The following is a 20,887-nucleotide window of genomic DNA, read 5'->3' as shown; positions in this document are numbered from 1 at the left end:
GCCTCACCCGGCAGGGCGTGCTGGAAGCGGGTCAAATCTACAATCCGCCTTTGCTACGCTGCAGTACGTTCGCGAATTTCTGCAGTCTTCGCCTGGCAAGGGCGTCCTTTTTTGTTGATATGATATGGCCATCATTCGCTAAGGGCTATGCTCATGGGTTACGTATTGGTTCTATTGGTCGCCTTGCTATCCAAAGGCTTCTTCAACAGTAAACTCTGTAAGGGGGAGTTTGGCTTTTTCAAAACCTATTTCCTTTTCGGGGGGATAGGCTCCTTCTCCATAATGATTGTAGGTATTCTAATTTTTGGACCGTCTGCGCTAAGTAACGATCACGGCACAGGCCTAGTCGGTGTAAGATCTGTAGGGCGATTAATCATGTTTTTATTGGGTGTGTATTTGTCTGGAATTGGACTGGCCATATACAGGATAAAGAAGAAGGGCGGCCTTAATCCACTCATGGAACTATATATCTGGCTGCTAGTTATAATGTTTATCTTGCTGTTGCCCTCCGCGATAGTTATGGCGCCCGTTCATTGTGTTGTCTACGCAGTTGCACTCTATGCGCTCTATAAACTACGTTGGAATGAAGTGTTTATCGAGCGGGTACCAGTTTAGCCCTTGCAATGAACGAGCTGGTCGGACAAGCGCACGCAGCGGCGCTTGGATTGCGCCGCATGACTCGGCGGCGCAATCCAAGTATTAAGTAACGGTCGTTAGAGCCCCGCGATAGCCTCTAATAAATAAAAAATTCTAGTGGCTAGATACTAATCGGTCGATTACATCGATACGACGTTCAAGCCTCGGGTTGCATGAAATGCTGAGACGGACAGGCTGCCTGTAGCTGCTTGCTCAATGTGCTCACTCCACCAGGCCATCATCGGGCGTCTGCGCTCAATGTAGTCGGCCCGGTTGTAGGCGCTGCGTACCTCATCTTTATCGACGTGGGCTAACGCAACCTCGATTAATTCAGGATCCCAACCATGTTCATTGAGGATGGTACTTGCCATTGAACGCATACCGTGACTTACCAGGCGCCCTTCGAACCCCATACGCTTCAGTGCCATGTTGGCGGTCTGGCTGTTGCAGTGAGTGCGAGGGTCCCGATCTGCGGGAAAAACGTACTCCCGATGTCCACTGTAGGGCTTGATCGCTTCCAAGAGCGTCAAAGCTTGTTCCGTGAGCGGAATGATGTGTATCCGACGTTTTTTCATGCGCTCCGCCGGTATCGTCCATATCTTCTTTTCGAAATCGATGTCAGCCCAACGTGAGGTAGCAGCCTCGGCTGGTCGAGTCATGGTGTGAAGTTGCCACTCGATTAGGCAGCGTGTAGTTCTCTTTATGCTGGCGTTGGCAATCGCCACCATAAGCTCCTTCAGCTCATCGGGCGCAAGGGCCGCCATGTTTTTCTTTTTGGGCTTCTTGAAGACGGAGCGGATTCCACTGAGCGGATTCGCGTGAATCAATCCCGAATTGACACCATAGGTCATGATCTCATTGAGGCGTTGGGTTAGACGTTTAACTGTTTCGAGGCTGCCCTTCGACTCGAGGGGGCGAAGCAAATTTATGACTTTAGGGGCAGTGATAGCAGATATTGGGGTGGTGGCCAGATCAGGGAAAACATGCAGCGTGAGAGAGCGCCAAATATCCTCGGCGTACGCTGGGGTGACTGAATCCTTTTTGAGCTCGAACCACGCTGTCGAGATATTTGCGAAAGTGTGTTCCGTGGCTGCTTTTTTCGCGTGCCTCTCTGCGTCGCGTTTCTCTTTAGGGTCCAGCCCCTGGGCGACGAGCTCTCTCGCTTCCACGGTTCTCTTGCGTGCTTGAGCCAGGCTTACCTCAGGAAAGGTGCCCAAACCCATATTTATCCGCTTTTTCGTCACGGGTTGGATGTAGTTGAAATTCCATAGCTTTGAGCCATTGATTCTCACTCGCATCTGAAGGCCGTTGCCATCGGTGAGTATGTAGTCCTTTTCCTTTGGCTTCGCGGCTTTGACTTTTACGTCTGAAAGGCGCGTGGCTTGGGCCCCCATGGTGTATTCCAGTGCTGTTTATGTATTCCAAAAAATAGCAGGTGAGGGCTTGGAATACCACTTGGAATACACGAAATCGTAGATGGTCACGGATGCTGGTGGACGCACGTGGACTCTAAGCCCCTGTATTCACTGGATTTCAGGCACAAAAAAAGACGTCCGTGGACGTCTTTAGATGTGTATTTGGTGGAGCCGGGGGGATTTGAACCCCCGTCCGCCAGTACTCCGCTGTCGGTACTACATGCGTAGCCGTTTCTATTAAGTTAACCCTCAGCGACCCGAAGGGCAGGGTGCTTTGGGCGAGTTGTGTAAGTTTTAGCCGCTTCGTCCACAACGTACTGCACGGCGATTCTGTTCTATATGACAATCATTTTGGGTTTACAGACATCCCCTGATGATTGCTGGACCCGAAGGTACCAGAAGGGAAGGCTAAGGCTGCTTACGCAGCGAGAGCGTATTCCCCGTAGGTTTCGTCATTGGCAACTATAAGAAGTTGCAACAGTGGATTTACGAGTTCTGTTACCAACTCGGCATGCACCTAAAGTTTCGCAACCGGCGTCGAATCCTAAACGGCCCCGAACTCATTGCTCTGTACATCTTGGTGAGCAACAAGCCTGCGCAGTGTACGCCAATCGGCGGACAAGGCCAACCCGAAGGTTGGCCTTCTGGTACGTCATTTATTTTCAGGATTACGAGTTTGTATTTTGGTGACTACGTTGGAAGTGATCGCAACGCATTCCTTGTCATTCCCGGCTTTTTGAGCCATTTCAGCTTTTTCCCGGGCGGCTTTGATGTTGTCGTCGGTATTTTCCGAAAGAGCCGGCTGGCTGGTCTCGAAGTCCTTGATAATTTGAAGATTCCCGGCGCAAAGGTCTTTGTCTGCCGCAAATACCGGCGACGTTAGCAGGGCACCAGCGATGAACAATCCAGCAATTGCAGAATGCTTCATAGGTATCTCCTAGAACGGTTGGTCTCGGTGCTGCCGGGCGGTCTGGCGGCTATTCCGAGGTCGCTACAAGCCTCGTTTGCTTGGGGCTTGATCAATCGACTATAGCTGCGCTCAGGAATTCGGTTTTTTTTTACACATGGTATGAAAAGGTTGGTTCACCAAAACATGTCGATGAGGCCGACCCAGTCGGTCCGTGATCATTTCTTGGTGTCACCCGTAGACTTCTGGATTTCCAGAAGGGTCTGCTGGGTTTCAACAAGGCACTCGTCTGTTTTGCCTTGGGCCTTGAGAGCCTGTGCTTTGCTGACACTCGCCGAGACGCGCGCATTCAGATCCGGTGACGTCTGGTATTGGGCCTTGGAGTTGTCGATTGTCTGCAAATTCGCATCGCACAAGCTGGACGGTTTGCTATCAGCGAACGAAGTGGACGCCATCATCGAGGCTGTAACGAACAGACCGAACAGTACAGAACGCTTCATGGGAATCTCCTTGCACTGAGGAATCCGGACTTCGCTGACCGTGAGTAGGGTCAACGAAAGAAGGACAGGCCCCGACTGTTCGAGGCCTGTTCTGTGGACTACCGTCCCGCTCAAGGGTTCTGATTTTCTTCAGCAGGCCTTCGCTCGGGTGACCCGATCCACCAGATAAACCAGGCCGTGATAGTCGATCCCGCCATGTTGCGTCAGTCCGATTTCGCACGTCCGGCTCGTGGAAATCCCCTCACTGCAATGCTGCACCGCGTCCTTGAGCGTGCGCAGCGAGTGGCTGTTCAGTTCCGGCGTGGTAAAGCCTTTGTCCCCCGCGAAACCGCAGCAATGAATGCCTTCCGGAATCACCACGTTCTTACTGCACTTGCGCGCCAGATCAATCAACGCCTGGCTCTCGCCCAAATGCTGAGTGCTGCACGTCACGTGGACGGCGATCGGTGCTTCCTGTGGCGTGAAATCCAGCCGATCGAGCAGATGCGTACGAATGAAACGCACCGGGTCGTACAGATCCAGGCGAACATCTCCCACGTCCTGCACCAACCGCAGCGTGCACGGACTGGTGTCGCAATAAATCGGATCGAGCCCGCCGCGACTGGCGTGGAGCAGCGCGCTGATCAGCTCCTGACGCTTATGCTCGGCTTGTTCGGCATAGCCTTTGGAGGCGAATGGTTGGCCGCAGCAAAGATTGTCCTGATTGTCGGGGAAGACTACCTGGTAACCGGCCTTTTCCAGCAGTCCACGGGTTTTGTCGTACAGCGACATCTGCTCTTTGTCACCCGCCGCCGGCCCCATGACCCGCGAGACGCACGCAGCCAGATAAACCACTCGAGGGCGTTCGTCCGACACATTCGGACTGAAGCGAATGGCTCTTTCCGGTTGTGGCATCGCGTTCGTCCACAACGGCACCTGGCCCTTGGACAAGCGGGTCAGCGTTGCCGATAACTTCGCCAGACGCGGCGCCCCCAGCAGCATCCGCGCGCCGTTCGCCACATGCAGCGTGAAGCGCGCGCCTTGCAGCGTCTTGGCGAAATTTCCTTCGATCCAGTCAGCGGTTTTCTTGTGCGTTGCGTGTCGGCCGCGAAGCTTTTTCACCAGCTCGCCGGTATTGATGCCTACAGGACAGCGTTGTGCGCAGAGACCCGTTGCGGCGCACGTTTCGATGCCTTGGTACTCGTAGGCTTTTTCCAGTTCAGTGGTGTCGATCCCTGCGCGTTTTTTCGCCTGAATGTCGCGCCAGATCACAATGCGCTGGCGCGGGCTCAGGGTCAGGCCTTTCGACGGGCAGACCGGTTCGCAGAAGCCGCACTCGATGCACTTATCGATAATCTCGTCAGCCGCCGGCAGCGGTTTCAGATGCTTGAGGTGGATCTGCGGATCTTCGCTGAGCACCACGTCCGGGTTGAGAATACCGTTAGGGTCGAGCAGGCGTTTGAGCTGCCACATCAGTTGGTAGGCGTCGCTGCCCCATTCCAGCTCAACAAACGGCGCCATGTTGCGCCCGGTGCCGTGTTCGGCCTTGAGCGAGCCGCCGAACTCCACCGCCACCAGTTGCGCGACGTCGTCCATGAACGCTTGATAGCGTGCGACTTCTTCCGGGTTGTTGAAGCCTTGGGTGAAGACGAAGTGAAGATTGCCTTCCAGCGCATGTCCGAAAAGGATCGCCTCGTCGTAGGAATGTTTTTCGAACAGTTCGATCAAGCGGTTTACGCCGATCGCCAGTTGTTCAACCGGGAAGGTCACGTCCTCGATGATCACCGTGGTGCCGGTTTTACGCACGGCGCCGACGGCGGGGAAGGTGTCCTTGCGGATCGCCCAGAGGCGTGCGTTTTCAACGGGGTCTTCGCTGAAGTCGACCTGCTTTTCTACCGGGAAACTGCTGATCGACGCCATGATCTGCGCCAGTTGTTCCTGCAGCAACGTGGAAGAGGCGGCGCGGGATTCGATCAGCAGAGCGCAGGCATTGTTCGACAGCAGCTGTACGAAAGCGGGCATGCCCGGTTTGTCCTGCACCGAGCGCAGGCTGCGTCGATCCAGCAGTTCTACCGCTGACACTGGCTGGCTTTTCAGCACGGTGACCGCGTTGCAGCAGGTTTCCACATCCGGGAATACGATCAGCGCAGAAGCCTTGTGCGGATGATCGATGACGGTGTCGTAAGTCACCGCGCTGATAAAACCGAGTGTGCCTTCGGAGCCGACCAGCAAGTGGCTCAAGATATCCACAGGCTCGTCGAAATCCACCAGGGCGTTGAGCGACAGGCCGGTGGTATTTTTCAGACGATATTTGTGGCGGATTCTGGCAGCCAGTTCGGCATTGGCGCGGGTCTCGCGGCTCAACGTCGCCAAGCGATCAAGCAGATCACCATGGCTTGCACGAAACGCCGCGACGCTGGCGGCGTCTTCAGTATCAAGTCGCGTGCCGTCGGCCAGTACCAAGCGAATGCCGGCCAGCGTGTGATAAGTGTTTTGTGCGGTGCCGCAGCACATGCCGCTGGCGTTGTTGGCGACGATGCCGCCGATTTTGCAGGCGTTGATCGAGGCCGGGTCCGGGCCGATCTTGCGTCCGAATGGCGCCAGCCACGCATTGGCCTGCGCGCCGATCACCCCCGGCTGCAGACGGATTTGTGTGCCTTGGCCACGTATTTCGCGAGCGTTCCAGTTATCCCCAAGCACGATCAGCACCGAATCGCTGATCGCCTGACCGGAGAGACTGGTGCCGGCCGCGCGAAAGGTCACCGGCACATGATCGCGCTGTGCCAATTGCAACAGCTTCACCACTTCATCTTCGGATTCAACGCGTATCACCAGTTGCGGAATCAGTCGATAAAAACTGGCGTCGGTGCCGAAGGCCAATGTCGACAGCGGATCGTCGAAGCGGCGATCCGCCGGAATCAGTTGTTGCACATCACGCAGGAAATTCGCCGGAAGCGTCATTGGTCCTCCAGGATCAGCACGACGAGGTCTTTCGGGCCGTGGGCGCCATAGGCCAGCACTTGCTCGATGTCAGCGGTTTTCGACGGGCCGGACACCAGCAACGCGTTGGTCGGCATGCCTTGGGCCCATTGAAGTTCATGTTGCACCTGGTAGAAGTTGTCGCGGATTTCGCTGGCCTTGAGCAGGGCAAAATGTAGGGGCGGCACCAGGCTCATCAGGCGCGGTTCTTCGCGGGTTGGCCAGAGAATCAGGCTGCCCGTGGCGGCAATGGCACCCAGGGTGCCGGTGAGGCTGGCCGGGGTGTCGTTGAACAGCTCGGCTTTCCATTCTTCCATCGGCCGGTCGTAGGATTTCAACGCCGGCAGATCAGGATTGTTCGCCCAGTGTTGGGTGATTTTTGCACCGTGAGGTGTCGTCGGCGCGATCAACAGACTTGGCAACTGACGGTCGTGCAGCAATTGTGCGAGCAGTGCAGGCCATTCCTCATCGCACGTCAGATGGATCTCGGTATGGACCGCTTCCATCAATTTGCGCAATTGCGGAATGCGCTGTTCGGCGCTGTAGGTGTACGGCTGAGTTACCAGTTCTACATCGAAATCGTCGGAAATCGGCGTGGCGCCGATCAGACTTTTGCGCAGTTTGCCGAGGATATTTTGCTTGGCGCTCATCAGCGGTCTCCCTGTTTGGCCAAGTGCTCGCGGGCCATGTCGTGCAGTGAGCGGGCGGCGGGTTTGGGGGCGCTGTGATTCTGCGTCCATGGGCCAACTTTGTTGGGCGTGAGGGCGCGCAAGCGCGTGGCGAAAAAGCCGAACAGCCGATACAGAGTTGGCGAGCTATTGAGCCTGGCCCAGGCGTTCCAGATAAAGCGTTCCTTGCGCGAATACTTGCTGCCCTGACCGCGCATCACTTGATGAGGGCTGTCCGGGGCTTTGACGTTTTCTTCGCGTAGGCGACGTAGCAGCGCGGGGATAGGAATTTTTACCGGACACACTTCACCGCAGGCACCGCACAGCGAAGACGCACTCGGATGATCCGGCACTTTGGCCAGGCCGACCAAGTGTGGGGTGATGATTTTTCCTATAGGGCCGGGGTAAACCTCCCCATAGGCGTGGCCGCCGATTCGCGTGTAGACCGGGCAATGATTCATACAGGCGCCACAGCGAATGCAGTTCAGGGTCTGACGCAATTCGCTGTCGGCAAAGGCCTGGCTGCGACCGTTGTCGAGAAGCACCAGATGCACTTCTTGCGGACCGTCGAGTTCATGCTCCTTGCGCGGGCCGGAGATCATGTTGACGTAAGTGGTGATCGGAATGCCCAGCGCCGAGCGGGTCAGCAGCGATAGCAGCGGCACCACGTCGCGCAGATTTTCGACGACTTTTTCGATGCCGGTGACGGCGATGTGCACCGGCGGCACGGTGGTAGTCATCCGGCCGTTGCCTTCGTTTTCCACCAGCAGCAGGGTGCCTGTTTCGGCCACGGCGAAGTTGACGCCGGAAACGCCGATGTCCGCTTCGAAGAATTTCTGCCGCAGGACTCTGCGACCGATCTGAATGAGTTGGTCAACGTCCTTGGTGTATTCCACGCCAAGTTTGTCGTGGAACAAGGACGCGACCTGACCGGCATTCTTGTGGATCGCCGGCATAATAATGTGTGAAGGCTTCTCGTGGTCGAGCTGGACGATGTATTCCCCCATGTCGGACTCCAGACATTCAATGTCTTGAGCCTCGAGGAAATGGTTCATCTCCATCTCTTCGCTGACCATCGATTTGCCCTTGATCACTTGCCGCGCCTCGTGAGCACGGATGATCGATAAGACGATGCCATTGGCCTCGTCCACCGTTTCCGCCCAGTGCACTGTCACACCGTTGCGGGTCAGGTTCTGTTCCAGTTGCTCGAGCAGGTCGGGCAACTTGGAGAGCGCGCGGGCTCTGATCGAGTTGCCCAGTGCGCGCAAATGTTCTCTTTCGTGGGCATCGCCAAAAGCCGCTGCCCGCTTGGTCATCAGTGAATCCATGGCAGTGCGGAAATTGTTCCGTAACTGCGGGTCACCCAGAGCGTTGTGCGCCCGGGTGCGGAAATCTTCTTCTACGGCGACCGTAGGAATAATCGCGGAAGTGCTCATTGCGCACCTCCGGTTCGTTGCCACAGGAAACTGGCCAGATGTTGGCCGCGCAACGCTTCCTGTTGTTTCTCCAGCGAGCCATTGATGTTCATCAGGCAGCCGCAGTCGGCACTCAAAATCCTGTGTGCGCCGGATTCCTTCAACGCCCGGGTCTTGTCAGCCACCATCGCGCCGGAAATGTCTGGCATTCGGACGCTGAATGTCCCGCCGAAGCCACAGCATTCGCTTTCGTGGTCGTGGTTGACCCGTTCCACATTGCTCAACTGCGCCAACAACTCGCGACCGTGCAGGTGGGTGTTCATCTCGCGACGCGCAGAACACGACGTGTGCAGCGCGACTTTTACCGGCTCGCCACCGTCCTTGAGCTGCACTTTGCAGACGAACAGCAGAAACTCTGCCAATTCGTAGGTTCGTGCCGCGAGGGCCTGAACCTGTTTCAAGGTTTCTGGCTCTTCCTTGAACAAGTCGGCGTAGTGCTCGCGCAACATGCCAGCGCAGGAGCCCGATGGCACCACCACCGGATAATCCCCGGCGAACAGTGCCAGTTGCGAGCGCGCCACCGTCCGCGCTTGCTCGGTGTAACCGGAGGTGTAGGCCGGTTGTCCGCAGCAACTTTGCCCTTGCGGGTACTCGACCCGAATCCCTTCGCGCTCCAGCAAGTGGATCGCGTCCATCCCGGCTTCGGGGTAGAACAGATCGACCACGCACGTCCCGAACAGATAGACCCGCGACGGTTTCTCGCTGGGGTATTGCCGAGGTTCGGGCAGTGGCGGTGCCACGCGGGTCGCGTTCGGCACGGCGTTGTAAAAAAGCTCGCTCATCAGGCGTGTCTCCGGGTTGTCCCGGTTATCCGTCCGCTGAGGCTGCTGAATATAAAGAGTGTTGCTTTCAGCAGCCTTACAGACCGGGTTGTGAATTGCTGACGCCGGAATCACGAACCGGCGTCGGTTATTTCAATGTCGATTGCAGTCTTCTTATAGGTTTAGTGCACCAGCATGCCGGTGAGCCAGTAGGCCTGAGCCAGCGTGATCAGACCGACGATCGTTGCAAAGAATAGGCTGTGCTTGAGGGTGAAGCGGAACAGATCCGATTCCTTGCCGACCAGACCGGTCGCGGCGCAGGCCACGGCGATCGATTGTGGCGAGATCATCTTGCCGGTGACGCCGCCGCTGGTGTTTGCCGCGACCAGCAGGGTGTCGTTGACGCCGATCTGGTGCGCGGTGGTGGCTTGCAGCGAACTGAAGAGGGCGTTGGACGAGGTGTCGGAACCGGTGAGGAATACGCCCAGCCAGCCCAGGAACGGTGAGAAGAACGGGAACGCTGCGCCAGTACCCGCCAGCACCAGAGCCATGGTCGAGGACATGCCGGAATAGTTAGTGACGAACGCGAACGCCAACACCATGCCAATCGACAGAATAGGCCAGCGCAGTTCGTAGAAGGTCTCTTTCAAAGTGGTCAGACCAGTTTTGAAATTGATCTTCAGCACCAGCATCGAGATCAGTGCGGAGAAGAAAATCGCCGTGCCGGTCGCGGAAATCGGATCAAGTTTGAACACGGCTGGAATGGCGGTTGGTGCGGCCACGATGGGTGCAGTCTTGATCACCAATTGATCAAGGTGCGGAATCGCGAAGTTGAACACCCACGCGTACATCGAGCCGCCGGCAGCGAACATTGCTTTGAAAGGCTTGAGCGTCCAGATCGTCACCAGCACGGTGAGGATCAGGAACGGCGACCAGGCGATGAAAATTTCCCAGAGGCTGTAAGGCGAAACCGCGGTGGCGCGCTTCTGGCCGAAACCGCCGACGCTGCCGGTGATGGCGGCGCTGGAAGTCGCGCCGGCGATTTGCGCGCCGGCGGTACGTTTTGGCTGCCAGATTTTCAGGAACAGGGTCAGGGAGATCAGGCTGGCCAGGGCCGAGGTGATGTCCGGCAGTTCCGGGCCGATGAAGTTCGAAGTGAAGTACTGAGTGATGGCAAAGCTCAGGCCCGCCACCAGCGCGGCCGGCCACGTTTCACGTACGCCGCGCATGCCGTCCATCATGAACACTAGCCAGAACGGCACGAATAGCGACAGCAGCGGTAGCTGGCGACCAGTCATGGCGCCGATTTTGAAAGCGTCGATACCGGTGACTTGGCCGGCCACGATGATCGGAATCCCCAGAGCGCCAAACGCAACCGGCGCGGTGTTGGCGATCAGGCACAGGCCTGCGGCGTACAGCGGGTTGAAGCCCAGGCCTACAAGGAGTGCAGCGGTAATCGCGACCGGCGCACCGAAGCCGGCGGCACCTTCCAGGAATGCACCGAAGCAGAAACCGATCAGCAGCACTTGCAGGCGCTGGTCATCAGTAATCGACAGTACGGAGCTGCGAATAACTTCGAACTGACCACTTTTGACTGTCAGCTTGTACAGGAACACCGCCGCGACAATGATCCAGGCTATCGGCCACAAACCATAGGCGAAGCCATACCCGGCAGCGGCAAACGCCATGTCGACCGGCATCTGGAAGGCGAAAATAGCCACAGCGATGGACAAGGCAAGCGTGATGCTGCCGGCCACATGACCTTTGAGGCGGAACACCGCCAACGCGAGGAAGAAGAAAACGATGGGAATGACGGCCGCGAGAGCGGAAACGCCAAGACTGCCGAGCGGGCTGTAGATCTGTTGCCAGGTTTGCATATGGGGTGGCCCCTAATTGTTGTTGGTCAGGCACTGTCAGCGTTCTTGGTTAATTGGTAATACCAATTTACAATCGCTGTTGGCTAGGGTAAAAGCCTTGATGTGGGTGTGTCAATTTGTCGCCCTGAAACTTTTGTCGAATGAGCGGTGCAGACGTCATCTGATTCGGTTCGGGCGGTGTCGTCTGGTAGGTGTCGTGATGGCGCCAATAGGCCAGAATAGAGAGCCCGGCGAGCGGTCGGGCTCGTGGAGAAGTGAGTTATGGGGTTTGATCAGATACGTCAGCGCCGTTTGTCTGACGATATTGTCGAGCGGCTCGAGGGGATGATCCTTGAAGGTACGCTGAAGTCCGGTGAGCGGCTGCCGGCTGAGCGCGCGCTGGCTGAGCAGTTCGGGGTTTCACGCCCATCGTTGCGCGAAGCGATTCAGAAACTGGCGGCCAAGGGGTTGCTGGTCAGCAAGCAGGGCGGTGGCAACTACGTGGTCGAATCGCTCGGTTCGACCTTCAGCGATCCGCTGCTGCAACTGCTCGAAAGCAACCCTGAGGCGCAGCGCGATTTGCTGGAGTTCCGGCATACCCTGGAGGCATCGTGCGCCTATTACGCTGCATTGCGCGCAACCGATGTGGATCGCGAGCGACTGACTGCGGCGTTCGAAGAGTTACAGGACTGCTATTCGCGTCATGACGAAGTGAGTCGGGTGGAAGAGGGCGCGGCGGATGCGAAGTTTCATCTGGCGATTGCCGAGGCCAGTCATAACGCGGTGTTGTTGCACACGATTCGCGGGTTGTTTGATTTGCTCAAGCGTAACGTCGTGACCAACATCGGCGGCATGTACAAACAACGCACGGAAACCCGCGACATGCTGATCACCCAGCATCGGGAATTGTATCTGGCGATTATTGAGGGGCGTGCGGAGCAGGCGCGGGAAGTTTCCAGTCGACACATTTTGTATGTGCAGGAAGTGCTGGAAGAGGTGCGGCAGGAAGTTCAGCGCATGGCTCGGGCGGAGCGGCGCAAGGGGATGTGATTTTTAAAGCAAAAAATCGTCCGACCACGGCCCGAGCCTGCGGCGGCCGCGATCGGACGATCTTTGCTTTTTGGGGGGAAGACTAGTCTTCCTTGCCCTTGTTACGTACAGCACGCTGCAACTCACGACCGGCGTCGCGTTCGCGCTCGGTGTCACGCTTGTCGTATTCCTTCTTGCCCTTGCCCAGAGCAATCTCGCACTTGACCATGTGCTTGCTCCAATACCAGGACAGGCATACGCAGGCGTAACCCTTTTGCTGCACTGCCGCGGCGAGCTTTTCCAGCTCTCGGCGGTTGAGCAGCAACTTGCGCGTGCGCGTCGGGTCAGCGATGACGTGGGTGCTGGCGGTCATCAGAGGCGTGATATGACTGCCGAGCAGCCATGCTTCGCCATCCTTGAGCAGCACGTAACTGTCGACCAGTTGCAGCTTGCTTGCCCGCAGACTTTTTACTTCCCAGCCGGCCAGGACCAGACCAGCCTCGAACTTATGCTCGATGAAGTAATCGTGTCGCGCCTTTTTGTTCTGCGCGATGGTCCCTGTTGGGTGTTTCTTCTGTTTAGCCATAGGGGCGGCATTATATGGAGATAAACGGCTGTCGGCTACGGTGATGCTGCGTGCTTGAGCAGGTTGAGTGAATCCCGGACAATGCGGCCTCTTTTTCTAACGCTTGGGCGTGATAAACGATGTCGACAGACAAGGTTTCTGTCCACGGCAGTTGGGCTAGCCGCTGGGTATTCATACTCGCCGCGACCGGTTCGGCCGTGGGACTGGGTAGTATCTGGAAGTTCCCGTACATGGTCGGGGTCTACGGCGGCGGTGCCTTTGTGCTGATGTTTCTGGCATGTATCGCGTTGATCGGGATCCCGGTCATGTTGGCTGAAACCCTGATCGGGCGGCGTGCGCGGCAGAGTCCGGCCAACGCTTTGAAGGTGCTGGCGGTAGAAGCCGGGCATTCGGGCAAGTGGTCGTGGGGCGCGTTCGCCGGGATGATCACGGCGTTGTTGATCCTGTCTTTCTACAGTGTGGTCGGCGGCTGGTCGCTGGATTACATCATCGATATGGGGCGTGGCGACTTTCAAGGTGCCACGGCCGCTCAGGTCGGTGCCTACTTCGGTAATGTGATCGCTGATCCATGGCGCCTGACACTTTGGCACACGATTTTTATGCTGCTTTCAGCGCTGGTGATCGCCAAAGGCGTGGTCGCCGGGCTTGAACGCAGCTTGCGAATCATGATGCCGTTACTGTTTGTGATGATTCTGGTGCTGCTCGGCTACAGCATGACCACTGGGCATTTCATGGAAGGCGTGCATTTCATGTTCGACTTCCACCCGGAAAAAGTCCTCGACGGATTACTCCCGGCGATGGGCCACGCATTCTTTTCGCTGAGCGTGGGCGTCGGATCGATCATGATCTACGGCGCTTACATGCCGAAGAATTCGTCGCTCTCTGGCACGGTCGTCGGTGTGGCGCTGCTCGATACGTTTGTATCGCTGGTGGCCGGTCTGGCCTTGTTCCCTATCGTGTTTGCCGCGGGCCTGAACCCGAGCGAAGGCCCTGGCCTGATGTTCGTCAGTCTGCCATTTGCCTTTGGTAACGTAGCGTTCGGCCAGTTGATGGGGGTAGTGTTCTTCGTGCTGGTGGCGGTTGCCGCCTGGAGTTCGGCGATTTCCCTGCTGGAGCCGATGGTCGCGTACCTGGTTGAACGCACGAAAATCAGCCGCGCCTGGGTGACATTCTGGTTGGCTTTTACCTGCTGGTTCGTCGGTCTGGGCACGGTGTTTTCCTTCAATATCTGGAAGGAAGCCAAGTTTTTCGTGAACGAAGGCGGGATGTTCCACCTCTATCAATGGGGTGCGGCAAGCGGTCTGGACTTCTTCGGCGTGATCGATTTCTTCACCTCGCGGATCATGTTGCCACTCGGTGGTTTGTGTTTCGTGTTGTTTGCAGGCTGGGTGATGGGCCGTGAAGCAGTGCGCGACGAGTTGTCGATCCGCAATCCGGCGCTGTTCGCCCTGTCCCTGTTCTTGATGCGCTATGTGGCGCCCATCGGCATTCTTGTAGTGTTTGCCGCTCAGCTCTGGAAGTAACGCTTACATGACGACACATATTCAACGATCGGCGCTGCTGCCTTACCCGGCGCAATTTCTCTACGACCTGGTCAATGACGTGGCGCGTTATCCGGAATTTCTGCCGTGGTGCTCGTCTGCCGAGGTGCTGGAGAGCTCGCCTGAGCATATGCGTGCAAGTGTCGGCGTGGCCAAGGGTGGCCTCAGTCAGCATTTCGTGACGCGCAATACGCTGGTACCGGGGCAATCCATCGAGATGAACCTTGAAGAAGGCCCGTTCAATCAGTTGCACGGCGTCTGGGTATTCAAGGTACTGAACGAGAAGGCCTGCAAGATCAGCCTGGATCTGTCGTTCGACTATGCCGGGCCGTTGGTGCGAGCCACGCTGGGGCCGCTGTTCAATCAGGCTGCGAACACGCTGGTGGATGCATTCTGTCAGCGTGCCAAACAGATGCATGGTTGAGTCGGTGATCGAGATAGAGGTCGTGTATGCGGCCGTTGATCGTCAGGTCTTGCGCGCGGTCAGTGTCCCCGAAGGGGCGACTGTGCGTGATGCCTTGTTCAAGTCCGGGATTGGCGACGAATTCCCTGAGCTTGATCTGGCCGAATGCCCGGTAGGGATCTTCGGCAAAGTAATCGCTGATCCAGAGGTTCGCCTGATTCAGGCGGGGGATCGCATCGAAATTTATCGGCCGTTGCTCGCCGATCCGAAAGAGGTGCGGCGTTTGCGTGCTGCCAAGGCAGCTGAGGCGAAAGCTCGAAATCAGTAAGAAGCCAAACGGCAGGCAATAAAAAACCCGGAATTTCCGGGTTTTTTATTGCGTCGCAAATTATTGCGGCGAGGTGTCCAGCGGCTCTGGCGTCGGAACCGGAACGGTTTCTACACCATCGACGTCCTTCTGGATCTGATCCAGCAAGGAACCTGGTTTCACCGGTTTTTCCGGTGTTGGCTTCTCGGCGTTTTCAGCAGGAGCGGTCACGTTGGTGCCACTGTCCTTGCCGAGAATGGCTTCGTCACGGCTCACGCCCGGCATAAAGTCACCGGACAGGCTGACGAGCTGGTCGTTTGAGTTGAAAATAACACTCATGCGTTCCTGCTGACGTTCACCGCCACCAGGTTGCAGGCTATACAGATAATCCCAGCGATCGGCATGGAACGTGTCGGCAAGCAGAGGGTTACCCATGATAAACCGTACTTGCGGCCGGGTCATTCCCGGGCGTAACTGGTCTATCATGTCCTGCGTGACGACATTGCCCTGCTGGATGTCGATTTTGTAAACCCCGGGGAATGAACAACCGGCGAGTGCGAGCAGTCCCACAAAGGTGAAACTGGTTAGCAAGAGCTTGGTGTTTTGCATCGGTGGGCGACTTCCACTATCTTGGCTGGGACAACGTAAACGCCGATCATACCCGTATTAAGAGAAGCTGCGAAGCAGCATCGCGAGAAAGCTGACCATGGTTGAAAATAGCGAACTACGCAAAGCTGGCCTCAAAGTGACCCTGCCACGGGTCAAGATCCTGCAAATGCTCGACTCTACAGAGCAGCGTCACATGAGTGCCGAGGACGTCTACAAGGCGTTGATGGAAGCGGGCGAGGACGTCGGTCTGGCCACGGTTTACCGTGTTCTGACCCAGTTCGAAGCCGCTGGCCTGGTGGTCCGTCACAACTTCGACGGCGGCCACGCTGTGTTTGAATTGGCCGACGGTGGCCACCACGACCATATGGTCAACGTGGAGTCCGGTGAAGTGATCGAGTTCTTCGACGAAGAAATCGAAAAGCTTCAGAAGTCGATCGTCGAAAAGCATGGCTTTGAGATGGTTGATCACAATCTGGTGCTATACGTACGCAAGAAAAAGTAAGCATGTCGCGCGAATTTCAGATTCGCGAAACGAGCGAAGGCGACCCAAGGGTCGCCTTCGTGCTTTCTGCCATTGTTAAACTTTCGCGGTGACGACCATCTTCTTCGCGTGTGCCAAAGACTCTTTGGTCAGATCGATACCGCCCAGCATCCTTGCGACTTCTTCTATACGGTCGTTCTTGCTCAGCTTGGAGACGGCGGTGTGTGTTGCCTCTTCCCCGCGTACTTTGTGTACGAACAGATGCTGATGCCCCTGAGCTGCCACTTGCGGCAAGTGCGTGACGGTCAATACCTGACCGCGCTCACCGAGTCGGCGCAGTAACTGGCCGACAATTTCAGCCGTCGGGCCGCCAATGCCCACGTCGACTTCGTCGAACACCAGGGTTGGAACGCGAGAGGTCTGTGCGGTGATCACCTGGATTGCCAGGCTGATTCTTGATAGTTCACCGCCAGATGCTACTTTCGCCAGCGCCTTCAGCGGTTGGCCGGGGTTGGCGCTCACCAGCAATTCGACTTGTTCGAGGCCGTTAGGCAAGAGTTCGTCGCTGCTGTTGGCGCGCAGTTCGATGGTGAATCGACCGCCCGGCATGCCCAGCCGTTGAATCTCCTGTTCCACCGCACTGGCCAGGTTGTCAGCGGCCTGATGGCGCAAATCGCTCAGCTCCCGTGCCTTTTCCTGGTAGTGGCGGGCATAGGAGGCCAGCTCTTCGCCCAATCGCTCAATGGATTCGTCATTGGCATTGAGCGTTTCGATTTCATCCAGCAGTTTTTGCTGCATTTCACTGACTTCGGTCGGCTGGATCCGATGCTTGCGCGCCAGCGTGTAAATGGCGTCGAGGCGCTCTTCCAGATATTGCAGGCGTGCCGGGTCGGCATCGAAGTTATCAAGGAAGCGATTAAGTTCGCCGACAGCCTCTTCGACCTGAATCTGCGCGCTGGTCAACAAACTGCTGGCCTCGCCGAGGGCGCCAACGGAGTTGTTCACGCTCGACAGGCGATTAAGGCTGGCTGTCAACGCATTCAACACATTCCCGGAATCACTTTCGCTGCATTGTTCGACCACTTGTCGGCAAATGCCGAGCAGGGTTTCAGCATTGGTCAGGTTCTTGTGTTCCTGCTCCAGCTGTTCGAGTTCGTTATCGCCGAGCCCGAGGTTTTCGAGTTCTTCGAGTTGGTAGCTGAGCAGCTGATGACGAGCGCGCTGTTCGTCGCCGGAGTTGGAGAGACGCTCCAGCTCCTGGCGAGTCTGACGCCAGCGCTGCGCCGCCAGTTGTACCTGGCGGGCGAGGTCGGTCGCCCCTGCGTATTCGTCCAGCAGGCGACGATGAGTATCGGTTTTCAGAAGAGACTGGTGTTCGTGCTGGCTGTGGATATCGATCAGCAATTCGCCTAGTGACTTTAAATCGCCAAGCGGGCAGGGCGTACCGTTGATATAGCCACGAGAGCGTCCTTCCGAAGTGATGACCCGGCGCAGGATGCACGGCCCGTCGATGTCCAGATCGCGCTCGGCCAGCCAAGCGCTGGCTTCGGGAATATCGGCCAGGTCGAAGGTTGCCAGGATATCGGCCTTGTCGGCGCCCGGGCGGACTACGCCGCTGTCGGCACGATCGCCAAGGGTCAGGCCCAGGGCGTCAAGCATGATCGACTTGCCGGCGCCTGTTTCCCCTGTGATCACGCTCATCCCGCGATCAAGTTCAAGATCGAGATGTTCAACGATGGCGTAGTTATGTACGGACAGGTGCACCAGCATAAAGGCCGCTCCCAGGCTTTAGGTCTGGTTATTTATACAGTGTTTTGTTCGGGGCTGACAATGCCCTCACTTAGGTCGTTTCGCTTGAGCAATGCAAATGCTTAGCTCATCGAGGAATGAAAAAAGCAGCACTTTTTTGTAGGGTTAATGCTTGAGCCCCTTGAAGACTGATTTTGCGGCCCCATATATCGGGGCAGAAGCGCGAGTCGAACTCGCGGACGATATTGAAAGGAGAATTCTATGGCTGACGAACAGACAGTAGATAAGCAAAACCCAGAAGCCAATCAGGCGCCCGAGGGTTCGGGTGACGACCTGGCGACCCGTGTACAAGTGCTCGAAGAGCAATTGGCCGCCGCGCAGGATCAGTCTCTGCGTGTTGCTGCCGATCTGCAGAACGTCCGTCGTCGTGCCGAGCAGGACGTGGAGAAGGCGCACAAGTTTGCGCTGGAAAAATTCGCCAGCGACCTGCTGCCGATCGTCGACAGCCTGGAGCGCGGCCTCGAGTTGTCGAAGCCGGACGACGAAAGCATCCGTCCGATGCGCGAAGGTATCGAGCTGACCCTGAAAATGTTCCACGACACCCTCAAGCGTTATCAGCTTGAAGCGATCGATCCGCATGGCGAACCGTTCAACGCCGTTCAGCATCAGGCAATGGCCATGCAGGAAAGCGCAGACGTCGAGCCGAACAGTGTTCTGAAGGTGTTCCAGAAGGGCTATCAGCTCAACGGTCGCCTGCTGCGCCCGGCCATGGTCGTGGTCAGCAAGGCGCCGGCGCCAGTTTCGCCTTCTATTGATGAGCAGGCTTGAAATTAGCCGCAAGGCCCCCATTTAGAAGTCAAGCGTTTAAGTGCTACCGCAGTCAGCCACCACTGCTGCGGCATCCAAATCCAAAGTTTCGGGAGAGTTAACATGGGCAAAATTATCGGTATCGACCTGGGGACTACCAACTCCTGCGTCTCCGTGCTGGAAAACGGCAAAGCAAAAGTTATTGAAAACGCTGAAGGCGCGCGTACCACGCCGTCGATCATCGCTTACGCCAACGATGGCGAAATTCTGGTTGGTCAGTCTGCCAAACGTCAGGCAGTCACCAACCCGCACAACACTCTGTACGCAGTAAAGCGTCTGATCGGTCGTCGTTTCGACGAAGAAGTTGTGCAGAAAGACATCCAGATGGTTCCTTACAAGATCGCCAAGGCTGACAACGGCGACGCTTGGGTTGAGGTGAACGGCCAGAAAATGGCACCGCCACAAATCTCGGCTGAAATCCTGAAAAAGATGAAAAAGACCGCCGAAGATTATCTCGGCGAAGAAGTCACTGAAGCAGTGATCACTGTTCCGGCCTACTTCAACGACAGCCAGCGTCAGGCAACCAAAGACGCCGGCCGCATCGCGGGTCTGGACGTTAAACGTATCATCAACGAACCAACCGCAGCTGCTCTGGCTTACGGTATGGACAAGGCCAAGGGCGATCACACCGTGATCGTTTACGACCTGGGTGGCGGTACTTTCGACGTCTCCGTAATCGAGATCGCTGAAGTTGACGGCGAGCACCAGTTCGAAGTGTTGGCCACCAACGGTGACACGTTCCTGGGCGGTGAAGACTTCGACATTCGTCTGATCGACTACCTCGTTGACGAATTCAAGAAAGAAAGCGGCATGAACCTTAAAGGTGACCCGCTGGCCATGCAGCGCCTGAAAGAAGCCGCTGAGAAAGCCAAGATCGAGTTGTCGTCTGCTCAGTCGACCGACGTCAACCTGCCGTACATCACTGCAGATGCCACCGGTCCTAAGCACTTGAACGTGAAAATTTCGCGTTCCAAGCTCGAAGCACTGGTTGAAGACCTGGTTCAGCGCACCATCGAACCTTGCCGCATCGCCATGAAAGACGCAGGTCTGGACGTTGGCGCGATCAACGACGTGATTCTGGTCGGTGGTCAGACCCGTATGCCGCTGGTACAGAAGCTGGTTACCGATTTCTTCGGTAAAGAAGCGCGTAAAGACGTTAACCCGGACGAAGCTGTTGCCATGGGTGCTGCCATCCAGGGCGCCGTTCTGGCTGGTGACGTGAAAGACGTTCTGCTGCTCGACGTCAGCCCGCTGACCCTGGGTATTGAAACCATGGGTGGCGTGATGACCGCGCTGATCGAGAAAAACACCACGATTCCTACCAAGAAATCGCAAGTGTTCTCGACTGCCGACGACAACCAGGGCGCCGTGACCATCCACGTCCTGCAAGGCGAGCGTAAGCAAGCCACGCAGAACAAGTCCTTGGGCAAGTTCGACCTGGCCGACATTCCACCTGCACCACGTGGCGTGCCGCAGATCGAAGTAACCTTCGACATCGACGCAAACGGCATCCTGCACGTTGGCGCGAAAGACAAGGCGACCGGCAAGACTCAGTCGATCGTGATCAAGGCCAACTCCGGCCTGTCCGACGAAGAAATCGAGCGCATGGTGCGTGACGCCGAGGCGAATGCCGAGGAAGACCGCAAGTTCGAAGAGCTGGCTGGCGCCCGTAACCAGGGTGATGCACTGGTTCACTCGACTCGCAAAATGATCGCTGACGCGGGTGACAAAGTTACCGCCGAAGAGAAGACCGCGATCGAAGCTGCCGTGGTTGCTCTGGAAGCCGCTGTGAAAGGCGACGACAAGGCTGCCATCGAAGCGAAAGTCGAAGAGCTGTCGAAAGTATCTGCTCCGGTTGCTCAGAAGATGTACGCCGAACAGGCTCAGCCTGCTGAAGGCGCAGCACCGCAGGACGACAAAGCTGAAAAAGCCGACGATGTTGTCGATGCTGAGTTCGAAGAAGTTAAAGACCACAAGTAAGTTGTTGGTCGGCCGGTTGACTGCCTTCAGGCGGTGACTGGTAGGATGTCGCCGCGCGGGAGCTTGCTCCCGCGTTGGCGTATCTGGAATACGCGAATTTTTACAGCATGCGACAAGGTTCGCGTGTTGGTGGTATGGCCGGGAATGCTCCTGCTTTTC

The 20,887-nt window shown here is 56.8% G+C and carries 18 protein-coding genes and 1 other RNA gene; 7 read left to right on the top strand and 12 right to left on the bottom strand.

What is annotated here, in order from left to right:
* Nucleotides 1-776: 776 nt before the first annotated feature.
* The 9 genes from JJD74_RS03405 to JJD74_RS03365 all read right to left on the bottom strand — a co-directional run bounded on the left by JJD74_RS03405 (nucleotide 777) and on the right by JJD74_RS03365 (nucleotide 11,197).
* The gene (locus JJD74_RS03405; protein ID WP_200611278.1) at nucleotides 777-2,030 is read right to left on the bottom strand and encodes an integrase domain-containing protein; all 1,254 of its coding nucleotides are present in this window, start codon (nucleotides 2,028-2,030) and stop codon (nucleotides 777-779) included.
* Nucleotides 2,031-2,214: 184 nt separating this feature from the next.
* Nucleotides 2,215-2,607, bottom strand: a transfer-messenger RNA (tmRNA) gene (gene ssrA, locus JJD74_RS03400).
* A gap of 96 nt (nucleotides 2,608-2,703) precedes the next feature.
* Nucleotides 2,704-2,979: a hypothetical protein gene (locus JJD74_RS03395; RefSeq protein WP_042557568.1), complete on the bottom strand. Its 276-nt coding sequence runs from the start codon at nucleotides 2,977-2,979 to the stop codon at nucleotides 2,704-2,706.
* Between the two features lie 197 nt (nucleotides 2,980-3,176).
* Nucleotides 3,177-3,458, bottom strand: coding sequence for a hypothetical protein (locus JJD74_RS03390; RefSeq protein ID WP_047299691.1), 282 nt, complete (start codon nucleotides 3,456-3,458; stop codon nucleotides 3,177-3,179).
* A gap of 129 nt (nucleotides 3,459-3,587) precedes the next feature.
* Nucleotides 3,588-6,398: an FAD-binding and (Fe-S)-binding domain-containing protein gene (locus JJD74_RS03385; RefSeq protein WP_200611276.1), complete on the bottom strand. Its 2,811-nt coding sequence runs from the start codon at nucleotides 6,396-6,398 to the stop codon at nucleotides 3,588-3,590.
* A complete protein-coding gene (locus JJD74_RS03380) occupies nucleotides 6,395-7,066 on the bottom strand; it encodes a LutC/YkgG family protein (protein WP_200611274.1) in 672 nt (223 codons plus the stop codon). The genes JJD74_RS03385 and JJD74_RS03380 overlap by 4 nt, the downstream gene beginning before the upstream one ends.
* The gene (locus JJD74_RS03375) at nucleotides 7,066-8,520 is read right to left on the bottom strand and encodes a LutB/LldF family L-lactate oxidation iron-sulfur protein (RefSeq protein WP_200611272.1); all 1,455 of its coding nucleotides are present in this window, start codon (nucleotides 8,518-8,520) and stop codon (nucleotides 7,066-7,068) included. Before JJD74_RS03375 ends, JJD74_RS03380 begins: the two co-directional genes overlap by 1 nt.
* Nucleotides 8,517-9,341 (bottom strand): (Fe-S)-binding protein, encoded by an 825-nt coding sequence (locus tag JJD74_RS03370; protein ID WP_200611270.1) that lies wholly within the window; start codon nucleotides 9,339-9,341, stop codon nucleotides 8,517-8,519. The genes JJD74_RS03375 and JJD74_RS03370 overlap by 4 nt, the downstream gene beginning before the upstream one ends.
* Nucleotides 9,342-9,502: 161 nt before the next feature.
* Nucleotides 9,503-11,197, bottom strand: coding sequence for a lactate permease LctP family transporter (locus JJD74_RS03365; protein WP_047299695.1), 1,695 nt, complete (start codon nucleotides 11,195-11,197; stop codon nucleotides 9,503-9,505).
* 261 nt (nucleotides 11,198-11,458) lie between these two features.
* Between JJD74_RS03365 and JJD74_RS03360 the strand changes: the two genes are divergently transcribed.
* Nucleotides 11,459-12,226, top strand: a complete 768-nt coding sequence (locus JJD74_RS03360) for an FCD domain-containing protein (protein ID WP_042557575.1) — start codon at nucleotides 11,459-11,461, stop codon at nucleotides 12,224-12,226.
* A gap of 82 nt (nucleotides 12,227-12,308) precedes the next feature.
* On the opposite strand, the gene smpB is transcribed toward JJD74_RS03360, so the two are convergent.
* The gene (gene smpB / locus JJD74_RS03355; RefSeq protein WP_007900551.1) at nucleotides 12,309-12,791 is read right to left on the bottom strand and encodes an SsrA-binding protein SmpB; all 483 of its coding nucleotides are present in this window, start codon (nucleotides 12,789-12,791) and stop codon (nucleotides 12,309-12,311) included.
* A 119-nt stretch (nucleotides 12,792-12,910) separates the two neighbouring features.
* Between smpB and JJD74_RS03350 the strand changes: the two genes are divergently transcribed.
* The 3 genes from JJD74_RS03350 to JJD74_RS03340 are packed head-to-tail and all read left to right on the top strand — an operon-like array spanning nucleotide 12,911 to nucleotide 15,063.
* Entirely contained in the window at nucleotides 12,911-14,314 is a 1,404-nt protein-coding gene (locus JJD74_RS03350; protein ID WP_042557576.1) for a sodium-dependent transporter, read from the top strand.
* A gap of 7 nt (nucleotides 14,315-14,321) precedes the next feature.
* Complete coding sequence (locus tag JJD74_RS03345; protein WP_016986510.1) at nucleotides 14,322-14,756, top strand: type II toxin-antitoxin system RatA family toxin; 435 nt, start codon at nucleotides 14,322-14,324, stop codon at nucleotides 14,754-14,756.
* On the top strand, nucleotides 14,749-15,063 hold the full coding sequence (locus JJD74_RS03340) for an RnfH family protein (RefSeq protein ID WP_200611268.1): 315 nt from the start codon (nucleotides 14,749-14,751) through the stop codon (nucleotides 15,061-15,063). Before JJD74_RS03345 ends, JJD74_RS03340 begins: the two co-directional genes overlap by 8 nt.
* Nucleotides 15,064-15,123: 60 nt before the next feature.
* Here JJD74_RS03340 and JJD74_RS03335 read toward each other — a convergent pair whose 3' ends face one another.
* Nucleotides 15,124-15,651 carry an outer membrane protein assembly factor BamE gene (locus JJD74_RS03335; RefSeq protein ID WP_042557578.1) on the bottom strand — a complete coding sequence of 176 codons (528 nt, stop codon included), beginning with the start codon at nucleotides 15,649-15,651 and terminating at the stop codon, nucleotides 15,124-15,126.
* Nucleotides 15,652-15,748: 97 nt separating this feature from the next.
* On the opposite strand from JJD74_RS03335, the gene fur reads away from it, so the two are divergent.
* Entirely contained in the window at nucleotides 15,749-16,153 is a 405-nt protein-coding gene (gene fur / locus JJD74_RS03330; RefSeq protein ID WP_016771770.1) for a ferric iron uptake transcriptional regulator, read from the top strand.
* Between the two features lie 75 nt (nucleotides 16,154-16,228).
* Here the strand turns inward: fur and recN are convergent, their stop codons facing one another.
* Nucleotides 16,229-17,902: a DNA repair protein RecN gene (gene recN / locus JJD74_RS03325; RefSeq protein ID WP_042557579.1), complete on the bottom strand. Its 1,674-nt coding sequence runs from the start codon at nucleotides 17,900-17,902 to the stop codon at nucleotides 16,229-16,231.
* Nucleotides 17,903-18,142: 240 nt separating this feature from the next.
* Between recN and grpE the strand changes: the two genes are divergently transcribed.
* Together grpE and dnaK are read left to right on the top strand one after the other, a co-directional pair.
* Nucleotides 18,143-18,709 carry a nucleotide exchange factor GrpE gene (gene grpE, locus JJD74_RS03320; protein WP_200611266.1) on the top strand — a complete coding sequence of 189 codons (567 nt, stop codon included), beginning with the start codon at nucleotides 18,143-18,145 and terminating at the stop codon, nucleotides 18,707-18,709.
* Between the two features lie 102 nt (nucleotides 18,710-18,811).
* Nucleotides 18,812-20,728 (top strand): molecular chaperone DnaK, encoded by a 1,917-nt coding sequence (gene dnaK / locus JJD74_RS03315; protein ID WP_042557581.1) that lies wholly within the window; start codon nucleotides 18,812-18,814, stop codon nucleotides 20,726-20,728.
* The last annotated feature ends 159 nt before the right edge of the window (nucleotides 20,729-20,887 follow it).

Source organism: Pseudomonas sp. MF6776 (assembly GCF_016613125.1).
Lineage (GTDB): Bacteria > Pseudomonadota > Gammaproteobacteria > Pseudomonadales > Pseudomonadaceae > Aquipseudomonas > Aquipseudomonas iridis.
This window is presented reverse-complemented; position numbering and strand designations above follow the sequence as displayed.

What these genes read in the sequence shown, in the direction of transcription:
- JJD74_RS03405 (WP_200611278.1), bottom strand. Translation starts at nt 2,030, where the DNA reads ATGGGGGCCCAAGCCACGCGCCTTTCAGACGTAAAAGTCAAAGCCGCG.
- JJD74_RS03395 (WP_042557568.1), bottom strand. Translation starts at nt 2,979, where the DNA reads ATGAAGCATTCTGCAATTGCTGGATTGTTCATCGCTGGTGCCCTGCTA.
- JJD74_RS03390 (WP_047299691.1), bottom strand. Translation starts at nt 3,458, where the DNA reads ATGAAGCGTTCTGTACTGTTCGGTCTGTTCGTTACAGCCTCGATGATG.
- JJD74_RS03385 (WP_200611276.1), bottom strand. Translation starts at nt 6,398, where the DNA reads ATGACGCTTCCGGCGAATTTCCTGCGTGATGTGCAACAACTGATTCCG.
- JJD74_RS03380 (WP_200611274.1), bottom strand. Translation starts at nt 7,066, where the DNA reads ATGAGCGCCAAGCAAAATATCCTCGGCAAACTGCGCAAAAGTCTGATC.
- JJD74_RS03375 (WP_200611272.1), bottom strand. Translation starts at nt 8,520, where the DNA reads ATGAGCACTTCCGCGATTATTCCTACGGTCGCCGTAGAAGAAGATTTC.
- JJD74_RS03370 (WP_200611270.1), bottom strand. Translation starts at nt 9,341, where the DNA reads ATGAGCGAGCTTTTTTACAACGCCGTGCCGAACGCGACCCGCGTGGCA.
- JJD74_RS03365 (WP_047299695.1), bottom strand. Translation starts at nt 11,197, where the DNA reads ATGCAAACCTGGCAACAGATCTACAGCCCGCTCGGCAGTCTTGGCGTT.
- JJD74_RS03360 (WP_042557575.1), top strand. Translation starts at nt 11,459, where the DNA reads ATGGGGTTTGATCAGATACGTCAGCGCCGTTTGTCTGACGATATTGTC.
- smpB (WP_007900551.1), bottom strand. Translation starts at nt 12,791, where the DNA reads ATGGCTAAACAGAAGAAACACCCAACAGGGACCATCGCGCAGAACAAA.
- JJD74_RS03350 (WP_042557576.1), top strand. Translation starts at nt 12,911, where the DNA reads ATGTCGACAGACAAGGTTTCTGTCCACGGCAGTTGGGCTAGCCGCTGG.
- JJD74_RS03345 (WP_016986510.1), top strand. Translation starts at nt 14,322, where the DNA reads ATGACGACACATATTCAACGATCGGCGCTGCTGCCTTACCCGGCGCAA.
- JJD74_RS03340 (WP_200611268.1), top strand. Translation starts at nt 14,749, where the DNA reads ATGGTTGAGTCGGTGATCGAGATAGAGGTCGTGTATGCGGCCGTTGAT.
- JJD74_RS03335 (WP_042557578.1), bottom strand. Translation starts at nt 15,651, where the DNA reads ATGCAAAACACCAAGCTCTTGCTAACCAGTTTCACCTTTGTGGGACTG.
- fur (WP_016771770.1), top strand. Translation starts at nt 15,749, where the DNA reads ATGGTTGAAAATAGCGAACTACGCAAAGCTGGCCTCAAAGTGACCCTG.
- recN (WP_042557579.1), bottom strand. Translation starts at nt 17,902, where the DNA reads ATGCTGGTGCACCTGTCCGTACATAACTACGCCATCGTTGAACATCTC.
- grpE (WP_200611266.1), top strand. Translation starts at nt 18,143, where the DNA reads ATGGCTGACGAACAGACAGTAGATAAGCAAAACCCAGAAGCCAATCAG.
- dnaK (WP_042557581.1), top strand. Translation starts at nt 18,812, where the DNA reads ATGGGCAAAATTATCGGTATCGACCTGGGGACTACCAACTCCTGCGTC.